The following is a 12963-nucleotide window of genomic DNA, read 5'->3' as shown; positions in this document are numbered from 1 at the left end:
AGAAGAACACTAGCGGAGATGAAGCCTTGAGTGCTGAGATTATCGTTGTAACGTCCGGCAAGGGCGGAGTCGGCAAGACCACCACCAGCGCATCACTCGCCACCGGCCTGGCCATGTCCGGCAAGAAGGTGGCGGTTATCGACTTCGACGTCGGCCTGCGCAATCTCGACCTGATCATGGGCTGCGAACGGCGAGTGGTGTACGACTTCGTCAATGTTGTGAACGGCGAGGCCACGATCAAGCAGTCGCTGATCAAGGACAAGCGCTACGACAATCTCTATGTACTCGCCGCCAGCCAGACGCGCGACAAAGACGCACTGACGCAGGAAGGCGTGGAGAAAGTGCTCGACGATCTGTCCAAGGAAGAGTTCGAGTACGTCATCTGCGACTCGCCGGCCGGCATCGAAAAGGGCGCGCACCTGGCAATGTACTTCGCCGATCACGCGGTGGTCGTAGTGAATCCGGAAGTTTCCTCGGTGCGTGATTCGGACCGCATCCTGGGCCTGCTGGCCAGCAAGACGCGACGCGCCGAACGCGGCGACGGCGCCATCACCCAGCACTTGCTTCTGACCCGCTACAACCCCGCGCGCGTCGAGCAGGGCGAAATGCTCAGCGTGAAAGACGTGGAAGAAATCCTCGGCATCAATGTCGTGGGCGTGATTCCGGAGTCGGAAAACGTACTTGCCGCCTCCAACTCGGGCGTGCCGGTGATCCTGGACGAAAACTCGCTCGCCGGGCAGGCCTATCGCGACACCGTGGCCCGTATCCTCGGCGAAACCCGCCCGATGCGCTTTCTCGACGCACCCAAGAAGGGCTTCTTCCAGCGCGTATTCGGAGGTTGACCGCGATGGGTATCCTCGATTTCCTCAAGCGCAAGCCGGAACCGACTGCCGTCGTCGCGAAAGAGCGTCTACGCATCATCGTCGCGCAGGAGCGCTCCACCCGGGGCGCACCCGATTACCTGCCGCTGCTGCGCAATGAATTGCTCGAAGTGATCAAGAAATACGTGAATGTCGATCTTGAAGCGATCAACATCAACGTCGAACGCGACAGCGGTCACGAAATATTGGAGCTATCGGTCGCCCTGCCCGACGGCAAGCCGGCCGGCAGCGCCGCGACCTGACGCCGTCGTTCCTGGCCCCTCTCCCAAGAGGGGAGAGGGAGCTTGATGACCGCCGCCATCCTTCGCTTCGCGGATAGTGACCACGCCGCTATCGAATCCCTGCTCGCTCACTACGGTTTGAGCCTGGTGCGGGTGGCCGATGGCGCGGATATCCCCGGCAGTTTCTGGGGAGAGGAAGAGGCCGGCATCATCGGCCAAACGGTTTACGCCCGCGGCGACACGCCCGTCCACTCGCTATTGCATGAAGCCGGGCACCTGATCGTGCTGCCACCGGAACGCCGTGCGGACGTCCATACCGACGCCACCGATTCGATCGAGGAAGAAGACGCCGTCTGCTACCTGCAGATCGTGCTCGCCGGTACGCTGGTCGGCGTGGGTCGCGAACGCCTGATGGCAGACATGGACGCCTGGGGTTATTCCTTTCGGCTCGGTTCGACCCGCGCATGGTTCGAGCACGATGCGGGCAACGCTCAGGCATGGCTGATTGCGCACGGCTTGCTTACGCCGGGCGACGAACCGGTATAGTCGCCGTCGCCCATTTGTCGCGAAGCCACCTGTGCTCAAGAACACGCGTTACTACGATCCCATCAACGACCTGCGCCGCCGCGTGGCGCGCCGGCTGATGCATATGGTTTTCGGTAGCCACGGTCAGCCGAGCTCGGAGCCGCTTCCGGCCAAGGGCATTTATCGCATCCTGGTTTGCCATATCAGCCACAGCCTCGGCAACACGCTGCTGCTGACGCCCTTGCTGTCAGAACTGGAAAAGATCTATCCAGCTGCGGAAATCGACATCCTCACGCGCAGCCCGATCGCAAACGATGTGTACGGCCGATTCTTCAGCGTGCAGCGCATCTTCCGTCTGCCGGCGCATGGCGTGGGACATCCGCTGCAATTCTTCGGCACCTTGCGGCGCATGCGCAAAATTCGCTACGACCTGGCGATCGATGCCGATCCGTTGTCCCAGACCGGCCGCCTATTGATGTTGCTGTCGAACTCGACTTACACGCTGGGTTTCAGCAGCCCGAAAAAGCACGGCGAAATCACCCACGCGGTGCCGTTGCCGGACAATCTGGAGAGCAAGGGGCGCCGCCCGGTCTACCTGCTGCGCAGCGCGATGGGGCGCGATACCGGCGCCGATTATCCAGTGCCTGATATCCGCCTCAACGCCGGTGAACGCGAACAAGGCCGCGCCGCGCTGACCCGCTCGCTCGCTGCGCAAGGCATAACCTCCCAAGGTCGCGGCGTCATTGGCATCTTTGCCAATGCCACCGGACCCAAGCTGCTCGGCGAAGCGTGGTGGACGCGCTTCATCCAGGTGCTGGAGACGCTGCATCCGGAACATCGGATCGTGGAGATCATTCCTGCATCCGGCGAATCGATGCTCAGCTCGAACTATCCCGCCTACTATTCCAGCGATTTAAGAAAACTCGCTGGCGTGCTCTCGAGTTTGGCCGTCTATATCAGCGCCGATTGCGGGATCATGCATTTGGCGTGCGCATCCGACGTACCGACGATGGGTATCTTCACCGCCACCAGCTCCGCCGAGTGGGGACCCTACGGCCCCGGCCGTCATGTCATTGCAGCATATGGCACCGCGCCTGAAGATGTTGCACGCGCCATCGCAGCCATGCCCGAACTCACCTCCGGCACCAGCATTTGACCTGACCCTACCAGCATCGGCTAGCATGCCGGTCATGTGGGAGATGGCATGCCTCCCGTTCCTTACGGGAACGAACCACCGAAAGGTTGATGATGCCTGCACCACCGGATTCCGGCGGCGCAGGCGTGCCTGTTGCCGTGGAATAGGTCCATGGCAATCAGGAGACAACACAACGTGAGCATGAGCGGATTCTTCGCAGTCGGTCTGGGTGGCGCCTTGGGGTGCTGGTTGCGCTGGATACTCGGCGTGATGCTCAACCCGATCTTTCCAACCCTGCCCATGGGCACGCTTGCAGCGAATCTCAGCGGCGGCCTGGTGATGGGTTGCATGATGGGTGTCTTCGAACACTTCCAGGCGCTTCCGCCGGAGATGCGACTTTTCATCATGACCGGCTTTCTCGGGGGGCTGACCACCTTTTCGACCTTCTCCGCCGAGGCTGATACGTTGCTTTTGCGCGGACAATATCTGTGGTTCGGCACACATGTGGCTGTCCATCTTTTCGGCAGTCTCGCCATGACTATTCTCGGTATCTTCCTGACACGCGGCCTGCTGCGCCACTGAACCGGAGTCGGCATCGTCATGAGCAACGAAACCCCGTTCGACAACAACGCGACCAACGGCATCTTCCTGCGCTTCTACACGCATGTGCACGCCCGGCACGACGGTCTGCTGGTTTCGGAATGGCTGCTGGAACTGGCCAAACGGCACAAGCTAGGCGGCGGCTCGGTATTTCGCGCCACGGCCGGCTTCGGCCGGCACGGTGTGCTGCATCACGAAGCTTTTTTCGAACTTGCCGACGACCTTCCGCAGAAGATCGAGTTTTTGCTGAGCAACGCCAACGCGCAGAGCCTGCTGCGATTGGTACGCGAAGCGGGTGTTGAACTGGTCTACGCATGGTCGCCGGTACACTTCGGCATATTGGGCAAGGATTGAGACGGATGAGTCAGGATTCATTGCAGCAGCGCGCTGCCGAATTGCTGAAAACTGCTGGCGTGCATATCGACGGTTCGGATGCCACGGATATTCGTGTTCACGACGAGCAACTCTATTCGCGCGTTTTCGCGCACGGCTCGCTTGGACTGGGCGAGGCGTATATGGATGGCTGGTGGGATGCCGATGATCTCGCCGGCTTCTTCACACGAGTCCTTCGCAGCCATTTGGATGATCACCTCAAGACGTTGGACACGCTGATCGCGCATCTCAAGGCGCGCTTCTTCAACATGCAGCGCGGCGAGCACGCTTTCGAGATCGGCAAGGTGCACTACGACCTGGGCAATGATCTGTTCAAGGCCATGCTGGGCAAATACATGGTGTATTCCTGCGGCTACTGGGCGCAGGCAACCAACCTTGACGATGCACAGGAGGCGAAGCTCGACCTGATCTGCCGCAAGTTGCAGCTGAAACCCGGCATGCGCGTGCTCGACATCGGCTGCGGCTGGGGCGAAGCGTTGAAGTTCGCGGCGGAACGTTATGGCGCGAGCGGCGTCGGCATCACCGTCTCGCACGAACAGGCCGCACTGGCACGCGAACTGTGCAAGGGTTTGCCGATCGAGATCCGGTTGCAGGACTACCGAGAACTCGACGAGCCGTTCGACGCCATCATGTCGATCGGCATGTTCGAGCATGTCGGCGGAAAAAATTACCGGGAATATTTTGAAGTCGCACGCCGCTGCCTGAAAGACGATGGATTGTTTCTGCAGCACAGTATTGGCACCAATCACGCGCCTGGGCGTCCCGATCCGTGGATCGAGAAGTACATCTTTCCGAACTCGATGATTCCTGCAGCCAGTCAAGTGGCGGCGACGCTGGAAGGCTTGTTCGTGGTCGAGGACTGGCACAATTTCGGCGCCGACTACGATCGCACCTTGACCGCGTGGCGTGCGAATTTCGAAGCGGCGTGGCCGACGCTTTCCGAGCGCTACGACGAACGTTTCCACCGCATGTGGCGTTTCTATCTGGCGGTGTCCGCCGCCGTCTTCCGCAGCCGGCGCGATCAGCTCTGGCAAATCACTCTCAGTCCGCACGGCGTGGCCGGCGGCTATCGCGTTCCTCGCTGAGCCATCATGCATAAACAACGACGCTTTGCCGTATTCCTGTTATCGCTGCTTTTTCTGCTGTGCGACAACGCCTTCGCACATCCCGCTCTATGGCAGGTACAAAGCAACAGCAGCACGGTCTATCTGTTCGGCACCGTGCATCTGCTGCCGAACGACACTGACTGGCGTTTCCCTGCGCTGAAGCAGGCGCTTGCGCAAAGCCAGGCGCTCTATATCGAGCTTACGGACGATGACCAGGCCAGCGTGACTCCGCTAGTGCTGCGTTACGGACTCGACACAGAACATCCGCTTTCCACGCAACTGAGCGAAGGCGATAACGCAGCCTTGACCAAGGCGGCACAACTGGCCGGATTACCAGGCGGCGCTGCGACACTGCAACCGATGAAGCCGTGGCTGGCCGCCCTTACGCTGTCTGTCGCGCCATTGTTGAAAGCCGGCCTCGATCCTGCCGAAGGTGTAGACAAACAGCTGAAAACGCAGATGACCAACGCGGGGAAGCCCGTGCGTGGGCTCGAAACTGCGGAACAGCAGATCCAATTTCTCGCCGATCTGCCTTCGCCTATTCAACTTGCCTTCCTACGCGACACGCTGCGCGATGTAGACAAGGACACCGCCGAATTGCTGTCACTGATCGATGCCTGGAAGCAGGGCAATGTCGCGGCCATTGCCAAGCTCGAAAACGATGAACTGAAAACACGCGAGCCCGCGCTTTACCAGGAGCTGATTGTCCAGCGGAACGCCAACTGGGCCGGCAAGATCAAGGACATGCTGAAACAACCCGGCGTCACGGTGTTCGTTGCCGTCGGTGCGGCGCATCTCGCCGGCCCCGACAGCGTGCAGGCGCAGCTGGCCAAACTAGGCATCACCGTGCAACAGGATTGATCCGCCACCGTCAGAAGTGCGCGGTAACCGGTTTGGGCGACAGCGGCAAACGCTTGATGTGGATCGTATACGAATCCATCTTGCCGAGATCCGTATACATGGCCGTCAGCGCCGTGCCATTGAAGGCGACATCGACGCGATAGACATGCCCAGCCTGCACACCATCGATTTTCACCCACGGGCGATTGATGATGTGCGAGTTCGACAGCGTGAGCTTGACCACCCGATTGCCAGGCAGCACGCGCACCCATGGGGTCTTGCCACCGTCGTATCGGGTCCAGGTGCTCGTGTCGTCGACACCGGTGATGCCGCAGATGTAATCGGCTTGTTCAGCGCAAGCGACAATGGCGGTATCCGATGACGGGTGATTCTTATCCGAATAACCGCGAATGGGATGTCTGCCCGCGACTAGCGCGCACCCGCCAATCAGAAGGCAAGCCATCGCAACTGCGACTTTGCGTTGAAATTGCATGGGTTCCCACTCGCTTAAGAATGCTTGCGCCGCGGGCATTCTAGCCTAAGGCGCTCGGCATCTGGCACCATCCCTCTGCTATGGCGCCCTCTCGCGCCCCAAGAACGACATCCCCATGAATCTGCAAGCCAACTACGAACAAATCCCGCTCAAGGAATACGCCGAGCGGGCGTATCTCGACTATTCGATGTACGTGGTACTGGACCGCGCCCTGCCCTTCGTGGGTGACGGCCTGAAGCCGGTGCAGCGACGCATCATCTACGCGATGAGCGAGCTGGGCCTGGCCGCCAGCGCCAAGCCGAAAAAGTCCGCCCGCACCGTCGGCGACGTGATCGGTAAATTCCATCCTCACGGCGACAGCGCCTGTTACGAGGCGATGGTGCTGATGGCGCAGCCGTTCTCGTACCGTTATCCGCTGATCGACGGCCAGGGCAACTTCGGTTCGCCGGACGACCCGAAGAGCTTCGCGGCGATGCGCTACACCGAGTCCAAGCTCAACCCGATCGCCGATGTGCTGCTGGGCGAGCTGGGCCAGGGCACGGCGGACTGGGTGCCGAACTTCGACGGCACGCTGGAAGAACCCAGCTGGCTGCCTTCGCGCGTGCCGCACGTGCTGCTCAACGGCTCGATGGGCATCGCGGTAGGCATGGCCACCGATATCCCGCCGCACAACCTGCGCGAGATCGTCAGTGCCTGCATCCGGCTGCTGGAAGATCCGGACGCCACCCTCGCCGATCTTTGCGAACACGTGCGCGGCCCGGACTATCCGACCGAGGCAGAAATCATCACGCCGCGTAGCGAACTGCGCGCCATGTACGAGAACGGCGTCGGTTCCATCCGCGCACGCGCTATCTACCAGCGCGAAGACAGCAATATCGTCATCACCGCGCTGCCGCACCAGGTCAGCCCGTCGAAGATCCTCGAGCAAATCGCCGCACAAATGCGCGCGAAGAAATTGCCGATGATCGAAGACCTGCGCGACGAATCCGATCACGAAAACCCGATCCGCCTGGTGATCGTGCCGCGCTCGAACCGCGTCGATGCGGACGAGATGATGCAGCACTTGTTCGCCACCACGGATCTGGAAAAGAGCTTCCGCGTCAATCTCAACATGATCGGCCTGGATGGCCGGCCGCAGGTGAAGAATCTCAAGCGCATCCTCACCGAGTGGCTGGGCTTCCGCATCGACACGGTGACGCGCCGACTCAATCACCGCCTCGCCAAGGTAGAACGCCGGCTGCACTTGCTGGAAGGCTTGCGTATCGCCTACCTCAATCTCGACGAGGTGATCCGCATCGTCCGCACCGAGGACGAGCCCAAGCCTGTGCTGATGGCGCGCTTCAAGCTTAGCGAAGAACAAACCGACTACATCCTCGAAACCAAGCTGCGCCAACTGGCCCGCCTCGAGGAAATGAAGATCAACGCCGAGCGTGACCAGCTCGAGGAAGAACGCGCAAAGATCAACGTACTGCTGAAATCGCCGACCAAACTCAAAGGCCTGATCAAGGAAGAGCTGCGCGCCGACGCCGCCAAATACGGCGACGACCGCCGCTCACCGCTGGTGCAGCGCGAAGCCGCGCAAGCGCTGGACGAAAGCGCGCTGGTCGTTAGCGAGCCGGTCACCGCGGTATTGAGCCAGAAAGGTTGGATCCGCGCCGCCAAGGGGCACGATATCGACGCGGAAGGTCTCTCATACCGTGAAGGCGACAGTCTGCTTGCCGTGGTGAAAACGCGCACCACACAGCAAATTGCGGTGATCGACTCCACGGGCCGCAGCTATTCCACACCGGCGCATACCCTGCCCTCGGCGCGCGGCAACGGTGAGCCGTTGACCGGTCGCTTCACGCTGCCGGCCGGTGCGCATTTCGACGCCATTACCGCGGGCGACAACGACACGCGTCTGGTGCTGGCCACCGATTTCGGCTACGGCTTCGTCACTCGCTTCGAGGCGCTCACCGGACGCAACAAAGCCGGCAAGCAGATCATCAGCCTGAGCGACGACTCGCGTGTGCTGGCACCGCAAGTCAGCGCCGATCCGGCACGCGACCGCATCGTGGTCGTCACCACCGAAGGCCATCTGCTGATGTTCTCGGTGGCCGAATTGCCCGAGCTCGACAAAGGCAAGGGCAACAAGCTGATCGAAATTCCGAAGGCAAAGCTGAGCAGCGGCGACGAACGTGTGGCCGGTGTTGCCGTCGTCACCGAGGGCAAGGGCGAAGTCACCCTGTTCGCCGGGCAGCGCAAGCTGACGCTGAAGTGGTCTGATCTGGTCGAATACGGCGGCACCCGTGCTACGCGTGGTGGTTTGTTGCCTCGCGGTCTGCGTCGCGTGGAGCGGATCGAAACCACCGCCTAACGGCTTGAAAGGAACTTCACCGGACCGCAAGTCGTCCAATGGACATGTGCACGGCAGGCCCTTGCCGTGCGTTATGTGCGTTGTGAACCCCGGAGCACCCATGAACAGACGCGCCATCACTGCCCTGGCTGCAAGCCTGCTGGTTACTGCTGCGTGGGCGCAAACGGCCAGTCAGCAGCCGCTGAACCTCAAGCTGCCTCCCAGCAGCGGTAGCGGTACGCCGGCCCCAAGCTCCACCGCGGCCCAGCCGGCCCACGCGTCCACGAGCCAGCCCAACCCTAGCGCCGTGACTATCAACGGCGCTCGCCCATCCACCAGCCCCGCTCCAGGCGTCTATTACGGTGATACCAGCGGCGCCCGGGGTGGCGACCAAACCGCCTTGCCGCCATGCGATGACTCCACCTACAACAAAGCACAGGTTCATGGCGATGTCGGCGTGGGCGTGGTCAGCGGCAGCCACATCGGCACCGGCAGCTACCAATCGGGCGTGGTCAGCGTGACCCAGAACACGGGCAGCTGCGATCACCCCACGGGTACCCTGGGCATTTCTATCGGGGTTAGCCGCTTCGGCGGCTTTAACGGGCACTGATCCGACCCGAAAGCACCTGGAAAGCCTCTCCCCACACACTGTCGGGATAACCACGCATGTCCGCCTGCGGTAGAGATCCTTTCTGTGATTCAAAATGTTGAGTTCCGCTTCGAAGGCGGCCGTTGTGGCGTCCTGCTGATCCATGGACTGACTGGCACTCCCACCGAGATGCGCCTGGTCGGCAAGGGTCTGAACAACGCCGGCTTCAGCGTCTACGGCATGCAGCTGGCCGGTCACTGCGGCGATGTGCCGGATCTGCTTGCCACCGGCTGGAAGGATTGGTACGCCAGCGTGGAAGCCGCGGCGGAAAAGTTTCGCCATGAAGTCGATCACCTGTTCGTGGCCGGCCTGTCGATGGGCGCCATCCTCGCGCTCAAGCTCGCGGCGGAGCGCCCCGAGTGGGTGCGCGGCGTAGGTGTCTACGGCGCTACGTTCCGCTATGACGGTTGGGCCATACCGCGGGTTAGTAGGCTCTCGTTCCTGCTTCCTTTGATTCTGCGGTTGGGATTTTGCAGGAACCGCATGACCCATGAGAACGAACCCTACGGCTTGCGCGACGAGCGTCTGCGCGCGCAGATCAGCAATCTGATGTTGTCCGGCGACAGCACCGCGGCCGGACTGCCGGGCAACCCCTGGCCTTCGCTGGCGGAAATGGGCGCCATGGCGGCGACCGTGCGGCGCGAGTTGCCCAAGGTGACGGCGCCCTGTCTGATCGCCCATGCCACCGAAGACGATGTCGCCAGCGTGGAGAATGCCTATCTCGTCGCACGTTCGGTCTCCGGCCCGGTGGACATGCTGCTGCTCGAAGATAGCTATCACATGATCACCATCGATCGCGAGCGTCGTACCCTGATCCATCGCTCCGCCGAATTTTTCTCGAAGATTGCTTCGAGCTGCACGCCCAGCGCGCGCGCCGTGGCGTAAAACGTGTCTCCTCTCGTCGCCACGCTGTGGCTGGTCAACGTGACGCTCGACACCGGTGGCCAGCTTGCCTTCAAGGCCGCCGCCAGCGATCCGCGCGCAGGCGACGGTGTAGCGCGCTGGCGCTACATGGCAAGCCGGCCGTGGATATGGCTGGGCATCCTCGCGTATGTCGTGCATCTGCTGTCCTGGATCGCCTTTCTTTCCTTGGTGGACCTGTCGCAAGGCGTGCTGCTGGCTTCGATCAACATCGTGGCGATCATGATCGCCGGCCGCCTGTTGTTTCGCGAAAAACTGACGCCGCTGCGCGTTACCGGCATCCTGCTGGTTAGCGCCGGCGTGGCCATCGTGGGGATGGGCGGATGAACACGCGTGCGCGCACCTGGCGCTTCTATCTGTCCGGCTTCGCCTTGCTGCTGGCCTTCGACACCATCGTGCAGCTGAGCTTCAAATGCGCCGGCGAGCATGCGTTTCCACCCGAAGCAAACTGGGCCTGGGTGGTGCGTATCTTCGGTCATCCTTGGATCTACATCGCGCTGATCGGCTACGTCGGCAACTTCTTCACCTGGATGAGCCTGCTCAAGCATGCGCCGATCGGACCGGCTTTCGCCGCCACGCATCTGGACGTGGTCAGCGTGATGCTCGCTTCGGCCTGGCTGTTTCACGAAGCGCTGACGACCACGCGACTGTTTGGAGTTGCAGTCATCCTGCTCGGCATCATGTGCCTGGCCTTTGCCGAAAGCGGCGCACACCCGGAACACGATGCGCCTACTGAAGCCAAGGGTGCGTTGGGTGTCGTCGCCGGAGATTGAGTACGCGACAACAGACATACTCATCAGTTTGGTAATAAATGACGGCCACATCCTTCTGGACAATACGCAGGCTCTTCGTCACGCTTGTGGCGAGGACCCACCGGGGAGCGATACATGAGCAACGTGCAACAAGAAGTCTTCGAGATCATCGCCAAGCAGGCCAAGATCGACGTGGCCACGATCAAGACCGAGTCCACGCTCAAGGATCTTGGCGTTGCTTCGCTGGATGCCATCGAAGTGATCTTCGATATCGAAGAACATTTCAATATCAACTTGCCCAACGAGGACACGGATTTCGAAGCCGGTACGGTCGGTCATCTGGTCGCGGCCGTCGAGCGGCAGATTGCACAGAAATCCGGCAACGGCTGAATTCATGCGTCGCATCGTGATCACCGGCATGGGCGGCATCTGCACGCTCGGCCACAACGCCAGCGACATCTGGCAAGCCATGACCGAAGGCCGCAGCGGTATAGGCCCTATTCGTCACTTCGATACCAGCTCGCTCCGCAGCGATCCTATTGCTGCCGAGGTCACCGATTTCGAACCGCGCGCCTATATCGATGAAGCGCGCCTGCCGTTTCTTGATCCGCTGAGCCAATACGCCCTGGTTGCGGCGAATGAGGCGATCCGCCAATCCGGCCTGAATTTCCGGAACGAACGCGCTACGCGCACCGCCGTGCTGGTCGGTGTGGGCGTCGGCGGCGAGGAAACCCGCGAGGGTCTCTACCAGAAGCTCTACGGCGAACACGCCGGTCGCTTCCATCCGCTGGGCATCGTGCGCATCATGACCAACGCGCCGGCCAGCCAGATCAGCATGGCGCACGGTATTACCGGCCCGACCTTCGCGATTGCCAGCGCCTGTGCGTCGTCCAACCACGCCTTCGCTCAGGCAGCATTGATGATACGCGCCGGTCTCGTCGACGCCGCTGTCGTGGGCGGTGCCGAAGCCTGCATCACACTCGGCTTGATGCGCGCATGGGAAGCGATGCGCGTGCTGGCACCCGACACCTGCCGCCCTTTCAGCGCCAACCGGCGCGGCCTCGTGCTGGGCGAAGGTTCGGCGATGTTCGTATTGGAAACGCTGGAAAGTGCGCAAGCACGCGGCGCCACCATTCTTGCCGAACTGGCCGGCGTGGGCATGAGCGCCGATGCCGGCGATATCGCTGCACCATCCGATGTCGGCGCGGCCTCAGCGATGAATGCGGCGCTGCAGGATGCTGGCATGCAACCCTCCGACATCGACTACATCAATGCACACGGCACGGGTACCGTCGCCAACGACAGCACCGAAACCCGCGCCATCCACAAAGTGTTTGGTGAGCGCGCACCTCAGCTGGCGATTTCATCAACCAAACCGATGCATGGTCACGCCTTGGGTGCGGCGGGTGCACTGGAGTTGATCGCCGTGATCGGTGCGTTACGCCACGGCATTGTACCGGCGACGCTGAATTATCTCGGTCCCGATCCGGCCTGCGATCTCGATTACGTGCCGCACGAAGCACGCCACATGTCAGTACGCGCGGCGTTGAACAATTCGTTCGCGTTCGGCGGGCTCAATGCCGTGGTGGCGGTGCGCAAAGCACCTTAGAGCCTGGCTTCTTACAACCGCGTAAACGACCACGAATGCATCCGGCCGTCCTTGTATGGCATCACGCCGTGAAACGGTCGTGGATCGCGGTCGAAGACTAGCGGCAGGAAGTGGCGATCGCCTTCCCACATTGGCAGTTCCATGATCCGGTCGACGTCGACCCATTCCAGAGTACCTTCGGGGTTCTGCGTGTATGGCTCGCCGTTGAAAGTATCGATGATGAAGATGAAGCCCAGCCAGTCTTCACCCTGTTTGCCGAAGCCGGGCCAGTTGAGCGTGCCTCGCAGGTGCATGGTTTCACATTCGATGCCCGCCTCTTCGCGAATCTCGCGGCGCATGCATTCGGCAATATCTTCGCCCGGCTCCATTTTGCCGCCGAGCCCGTTGTATTTGCCCAGGTGCTGATCGTCCGGCCGCGCATTGCGGTGAATCATCAAGACCTTGCGCCGATCCGGCGAGAGTACATAACCAAGCGTGGCAACGATGGGCGTGTAAGGCATGAG

17 protein-coding genes and 1 riboswitch are annotated in these 12963 nt (G+C 61.4%); of the genes, 15 read left to right on the top strand and 2 right to left on the bottom strand.

Features of this window, described 5'->3' with window-relative positions; translation table 11 throughout:
- Window positions 1–26: 26 nt before the first annotated feature.
- The 8 genes from minD (at window position 27) to QQL64_RS01690 (ending at window position 5722) form a co-directional block, all read left to right on the top strand.
- Window positions 27–842: a septum site-determining protein MinD gene (minD, locus tag QQL64_RS01725; RefSeq protein ID WP_284395406.1), complete on the top strand. Its 816-nt coding sequence runs from the start codon at window positions 27–29 to the stop codon at window positions 840–842.
- A 5-nt stretch (window positions 843–847) separates the two neighbouring features.
- Window positions 848–1123 carry a cell division topological specificity factor MinE gene (gene minE / locus QQL64_RS01720; RefSeq protein WP_284395405.1) on the top strand — a complete coding sequence of 92 codons (276 nt, stop codon included), beginning with the start codon at window positions 848–850 and terminating at the stop codon, window positions 1121–1123.
- A gap of 45 nt (window positions 1124–1168) precedes the next feature.
- Window positions 1169–1648, top strand: a complete 480-nt coding sequence (locus QQL64_RS01715; protein ID WP_284395404.1) for a hypothetical protein — start codon at window positions 1169–1171, stop codon at window positions 1646–1648.
- A 31-nt stretch (window positions 1649–1679) separates the two neighbouring features.
- On the top strand, window positions 1680–2783 hold the full coding sequence (locus QQL64_RS01710; RefSeq protein WP_284395402.1) for a glycosyltransferase family 9 protein: 1104 nt from the start codon (window positions 1680–1682) through the stop codon (window positions 2781–2783).
- 30 nt (window positions 2784–2813) lie between these two features.
- Window positions 2814–2889: riboswitch (Fluoride riboswitch) on the top strand.
- Window positions 2890–2933: 44 nt separating this feature from the next.
- On the top strand, window positions 2934–3344 hold the full coding sequence (gene crcB, locus QQL64_RS01705; protein ID WP_425603840.1) for a fluoride efflux transporter CrcB: 411 nt from the start codon (window positions 2934–2936) through the stop codon (window positions 3342–3344).
- Between the two features lie 18 nt (window positions 3345–3362).
- Complete coding sequence (locus tag QQL64_RS01700; RefSeq protein ID WP_284395401.1) at window positions 3363–3716, top strand: DUF190 domain-containing protein; 354 nt, start codon at window positions 3363–3365, stop codon at window positions 3714–3716.
- A gap of 5 nt (window positions 3717–3721) precedes the next feature.
- On the top strand, window positions 3722–4840 hold the full coding sequence (cfa, locus tag QQL64_RS01695) for a cyclopropane fatty acyl phospholipid synthase (RefSeq protein ID WP_284395400.1): 1119 nt from the start codon (window positions 3722–3724) through the stop codon (window positions 4838–4840).
- A 6-nt stretch (window positions 4841–4846) separates the two neighbouring features.
- On the top strand, window positions 4847–5722 hold the full coding sequence (locus tag QQL64_RS01690) for a TraB/GumN family protein (RefSeq protein ID WP_284395398.1): 876 nt from the start codon (window positions 4847–4849) through the stop codon (window positions 5720–5722).
- A 10-nt stretch (window positions 5723–5732) separates the two neighbouring features.
- Here the strand turns inward: QQL64_RS01690 and QQL64_RS01685 are convergent, their stop codons facing one another.
- Window positions 5733–6194: a hypothetical protein gene (locus QQL64_RS01685; protein ID WP_284395397.1), complete on the bottom strand. Its 462-nt coding sequence runs from the start codon at window positions 6192–6194 to the stop codon at window positions 5733–5735.
- Between the two features lie 115 nt (window positions 6195–6309).
- Here QQL64_RS01685 and parC point away from each other — a divergent pair, with 115 nt between their 5' ends.
- The 7 genes from parC (at window position 6310) to QQL64_RS01650 (ending at window position 12460) form a co-directional block, all read left to right on the top strand.
- On the top strand, window positions 6310–8550 hold the full coding sequence (gene parC, locus QQL64_RS01680) for a DNA topoisomerase IV subunit A (RefSeq protein WP_284395395.1): 2241 nt from the start codon (window positions 6310–6312) through the stop codon (window positions 8548–8550).
- A 100-nt stretch (window positions 8551–8650) separates the two neighbouring features.
- Window positions 8651–9139 (top strand): hypothetical protein, encoded by a 489-nt coding sequence (locus QQL64_RS01675; protein ID WP_284395393.1) that lies wholly within the window; start codon window positions 8651–8653, stop codon window positions 9137–9139.
- An 84-nt stretch (window positions 9140–9223) separates the two neighbouring features.
- Complete coding sequence (locus QQL64_RS01670) at window positions 9224–10063, top strand: alpha/beta hydrolase (RefSeq protein WP_284395391.1); 840 nt, start codon at window positions 9224–9226, stop codon at window positions 10061–10063.
- Window positions 10064–10066: 3 nt separating this feature from the next.
- Window positions 10067–10426 carry an EamA family transporter gene (locus tag QQL64_RS01665; protein ID WP_284395389.1) on the top strand — a complete coding sequence of 120 codons (360 nt, stop codon included), beginning with the start codon at window positions 10067–10069 and terminating at the stop codon, window positions 10424–10426.
- Complete coding sequence (locus QQL64_RS01660) at window positions 10423–10872, top strand: EamA family transporter (protein WP_284395387.1); 450 nt, start codon at window positions 10423–10425, stop codon at window positions 10870–10872. Before QQL64_RS01665 ends, QQL64_RS01660 begins: the two co-directional genes overlap by 4 nt.
- Window positions 10873–10986: 114 nt before the next feature.
- A complete protein-coding gene (locus tag QQL64_RS01655) occupies window positions 10987–11241 on the top strand; it encodes an acyl carrier protein (protein ID WP_284395384.1) in 255 nt (84 codons plus the stop codon).
- Between the two features lie 4 nt (window positions 11242–11245).
- Window positions 11246–12460 carry a beta-ketoacyl-[acyl-carrier-protein] synthase family protein gene (locus tag QQL64_RS01650; RefSeq protein ID WP_284395383.1) on the top strand — a complete coding sequence of 405 codons (1215 nt, stop codon included), beginning with the start codon at window positions 11246–11248 and terminating at the stop codon, window positions 12458–12460.
- An 11-nt stretch (window positions 12461–12471) separates the two neighbouring features.
- Here QQL64_RS01650 and QQL64_RS01645 read toward each other — a convergent pair whose 3' ends face one another.
- Window positions 12472–12960, bottom strand: coding sequence for an NUDIX hydrolase (locus QQL64_RS01645; RefSeq protein WP_284395380.1), 489 nt, complete (start codon window positions 12958–12960; stop codon window positions 12472–12474).
- Window positions 12961–12963: the final 3 nt, after the last annotated feature.

The sequence above is a fragment of the Dyella lipolytica genome, assembly GCF_030160075.1.
GTDB classification, from domain to species: Bacteria; Pseudomonadota; Gammaproteobacteria; order Xanthomonadales; family Rhodanobacteraceae; genus Dyella_B; species Dyella_B lipolytica.
Note: the sequence above shows the minus strand (reverse complement) of the source record. Positions and strands in the feature narration are given on the sequence as shown.

Excerpts from the sequence above, each read along its gene's own strand:
- QQL64_RS01675 (WP_284395393.1), top strand. The coding sequence starts at position 8,651 with ATGAACAGACGCGCCATCACTGCCCTGGCTGCAAGCCTGCTGGTTACT.
- QQL64_RS01685 (WP_284395397.1), bottom strand. The coding sequence starts at position 6,194 with ATGCAATTTCAACGCAAAGTCGCAGTTGCGATGGCTTGCCTTCTGATT.
- QQL64_RS01660 (WP_284395387.1), top strand. The coding sequence starts at position 10,423 with ATGAACACGCGTGCGCGCACCTGGCGCTTCTATCTGTCCGGCTTCGCC.
- minE (WP_284395405.1), top strand. The coding sequence starts at position 848 with ATGGGTATCCTCGATTTCCTCAAGCGCAAGCCGGAACCGACTGCCGTC.
- QQL64_RS01655 (WP_284395384.1), top strand. The coding sequence starts at position 10,987 with ATGAGCAACGTGCAACAAGAAGTCTTCGAGATCATCGCCAAGCAGGCC.
- QQL64_RS01700 (WP_284395401.1), top strand. The coding sequence starts at position 3,363 with ATGAGCAACGAAACCCCGTTCGACAACAACGCGACCAACGGCATCTTC.
- QQL64_RS01645 (WP_284395380.1), bottom strand. The coding sequence starts at position 12,960 with ATGCCTTACACGCCCATCGTTGCCACGCTTGGTTATGTACTCTCGCCG.
- cfa (WP_284395400.1), top strand. The coding sequence starts at position 3,722 with ATGAGTCAGGATTCATTGCAGCAGCGCGCTGCCGAATTGCTGAAAACT.
- QQL64_RS01650 (WP_284395383.1), top strand. The coding sequence starts at position 11,246 with ATGCGTCGCATCGTGATCACCGGCATGGGCGGCATCTGCACGCTCGGC.
- QQL64_RS01715 (WP_284395404.1), top strand. The coding sequence starts at position 1,169 with ATGACCGCCGCCATCCTTCGCTTCGCGGATAGTGACCACGCCGCTATC.
- parC (WP_284395395.1), top strand. The coding sequence starts at position 6,310 with ATGAATCTGCAAGCCAACTACGAACAAATCCCGCTCAAGGAATACGCC.
- QQL64_RS01690 (WP_284395398.1), top strand. The coding sequence starts at position 4,847 with ATGCATAAACAACGACGCTTTGCCGTATTCCTGTTATCGCTGCTTTTT.
- crcB (WP_425603840.1), top strand. The coding sequence starts at position 2,934 with ATGGCAATCAGGAGACAACACAACGTGAGCATGAGCGGATTCTTCGCA.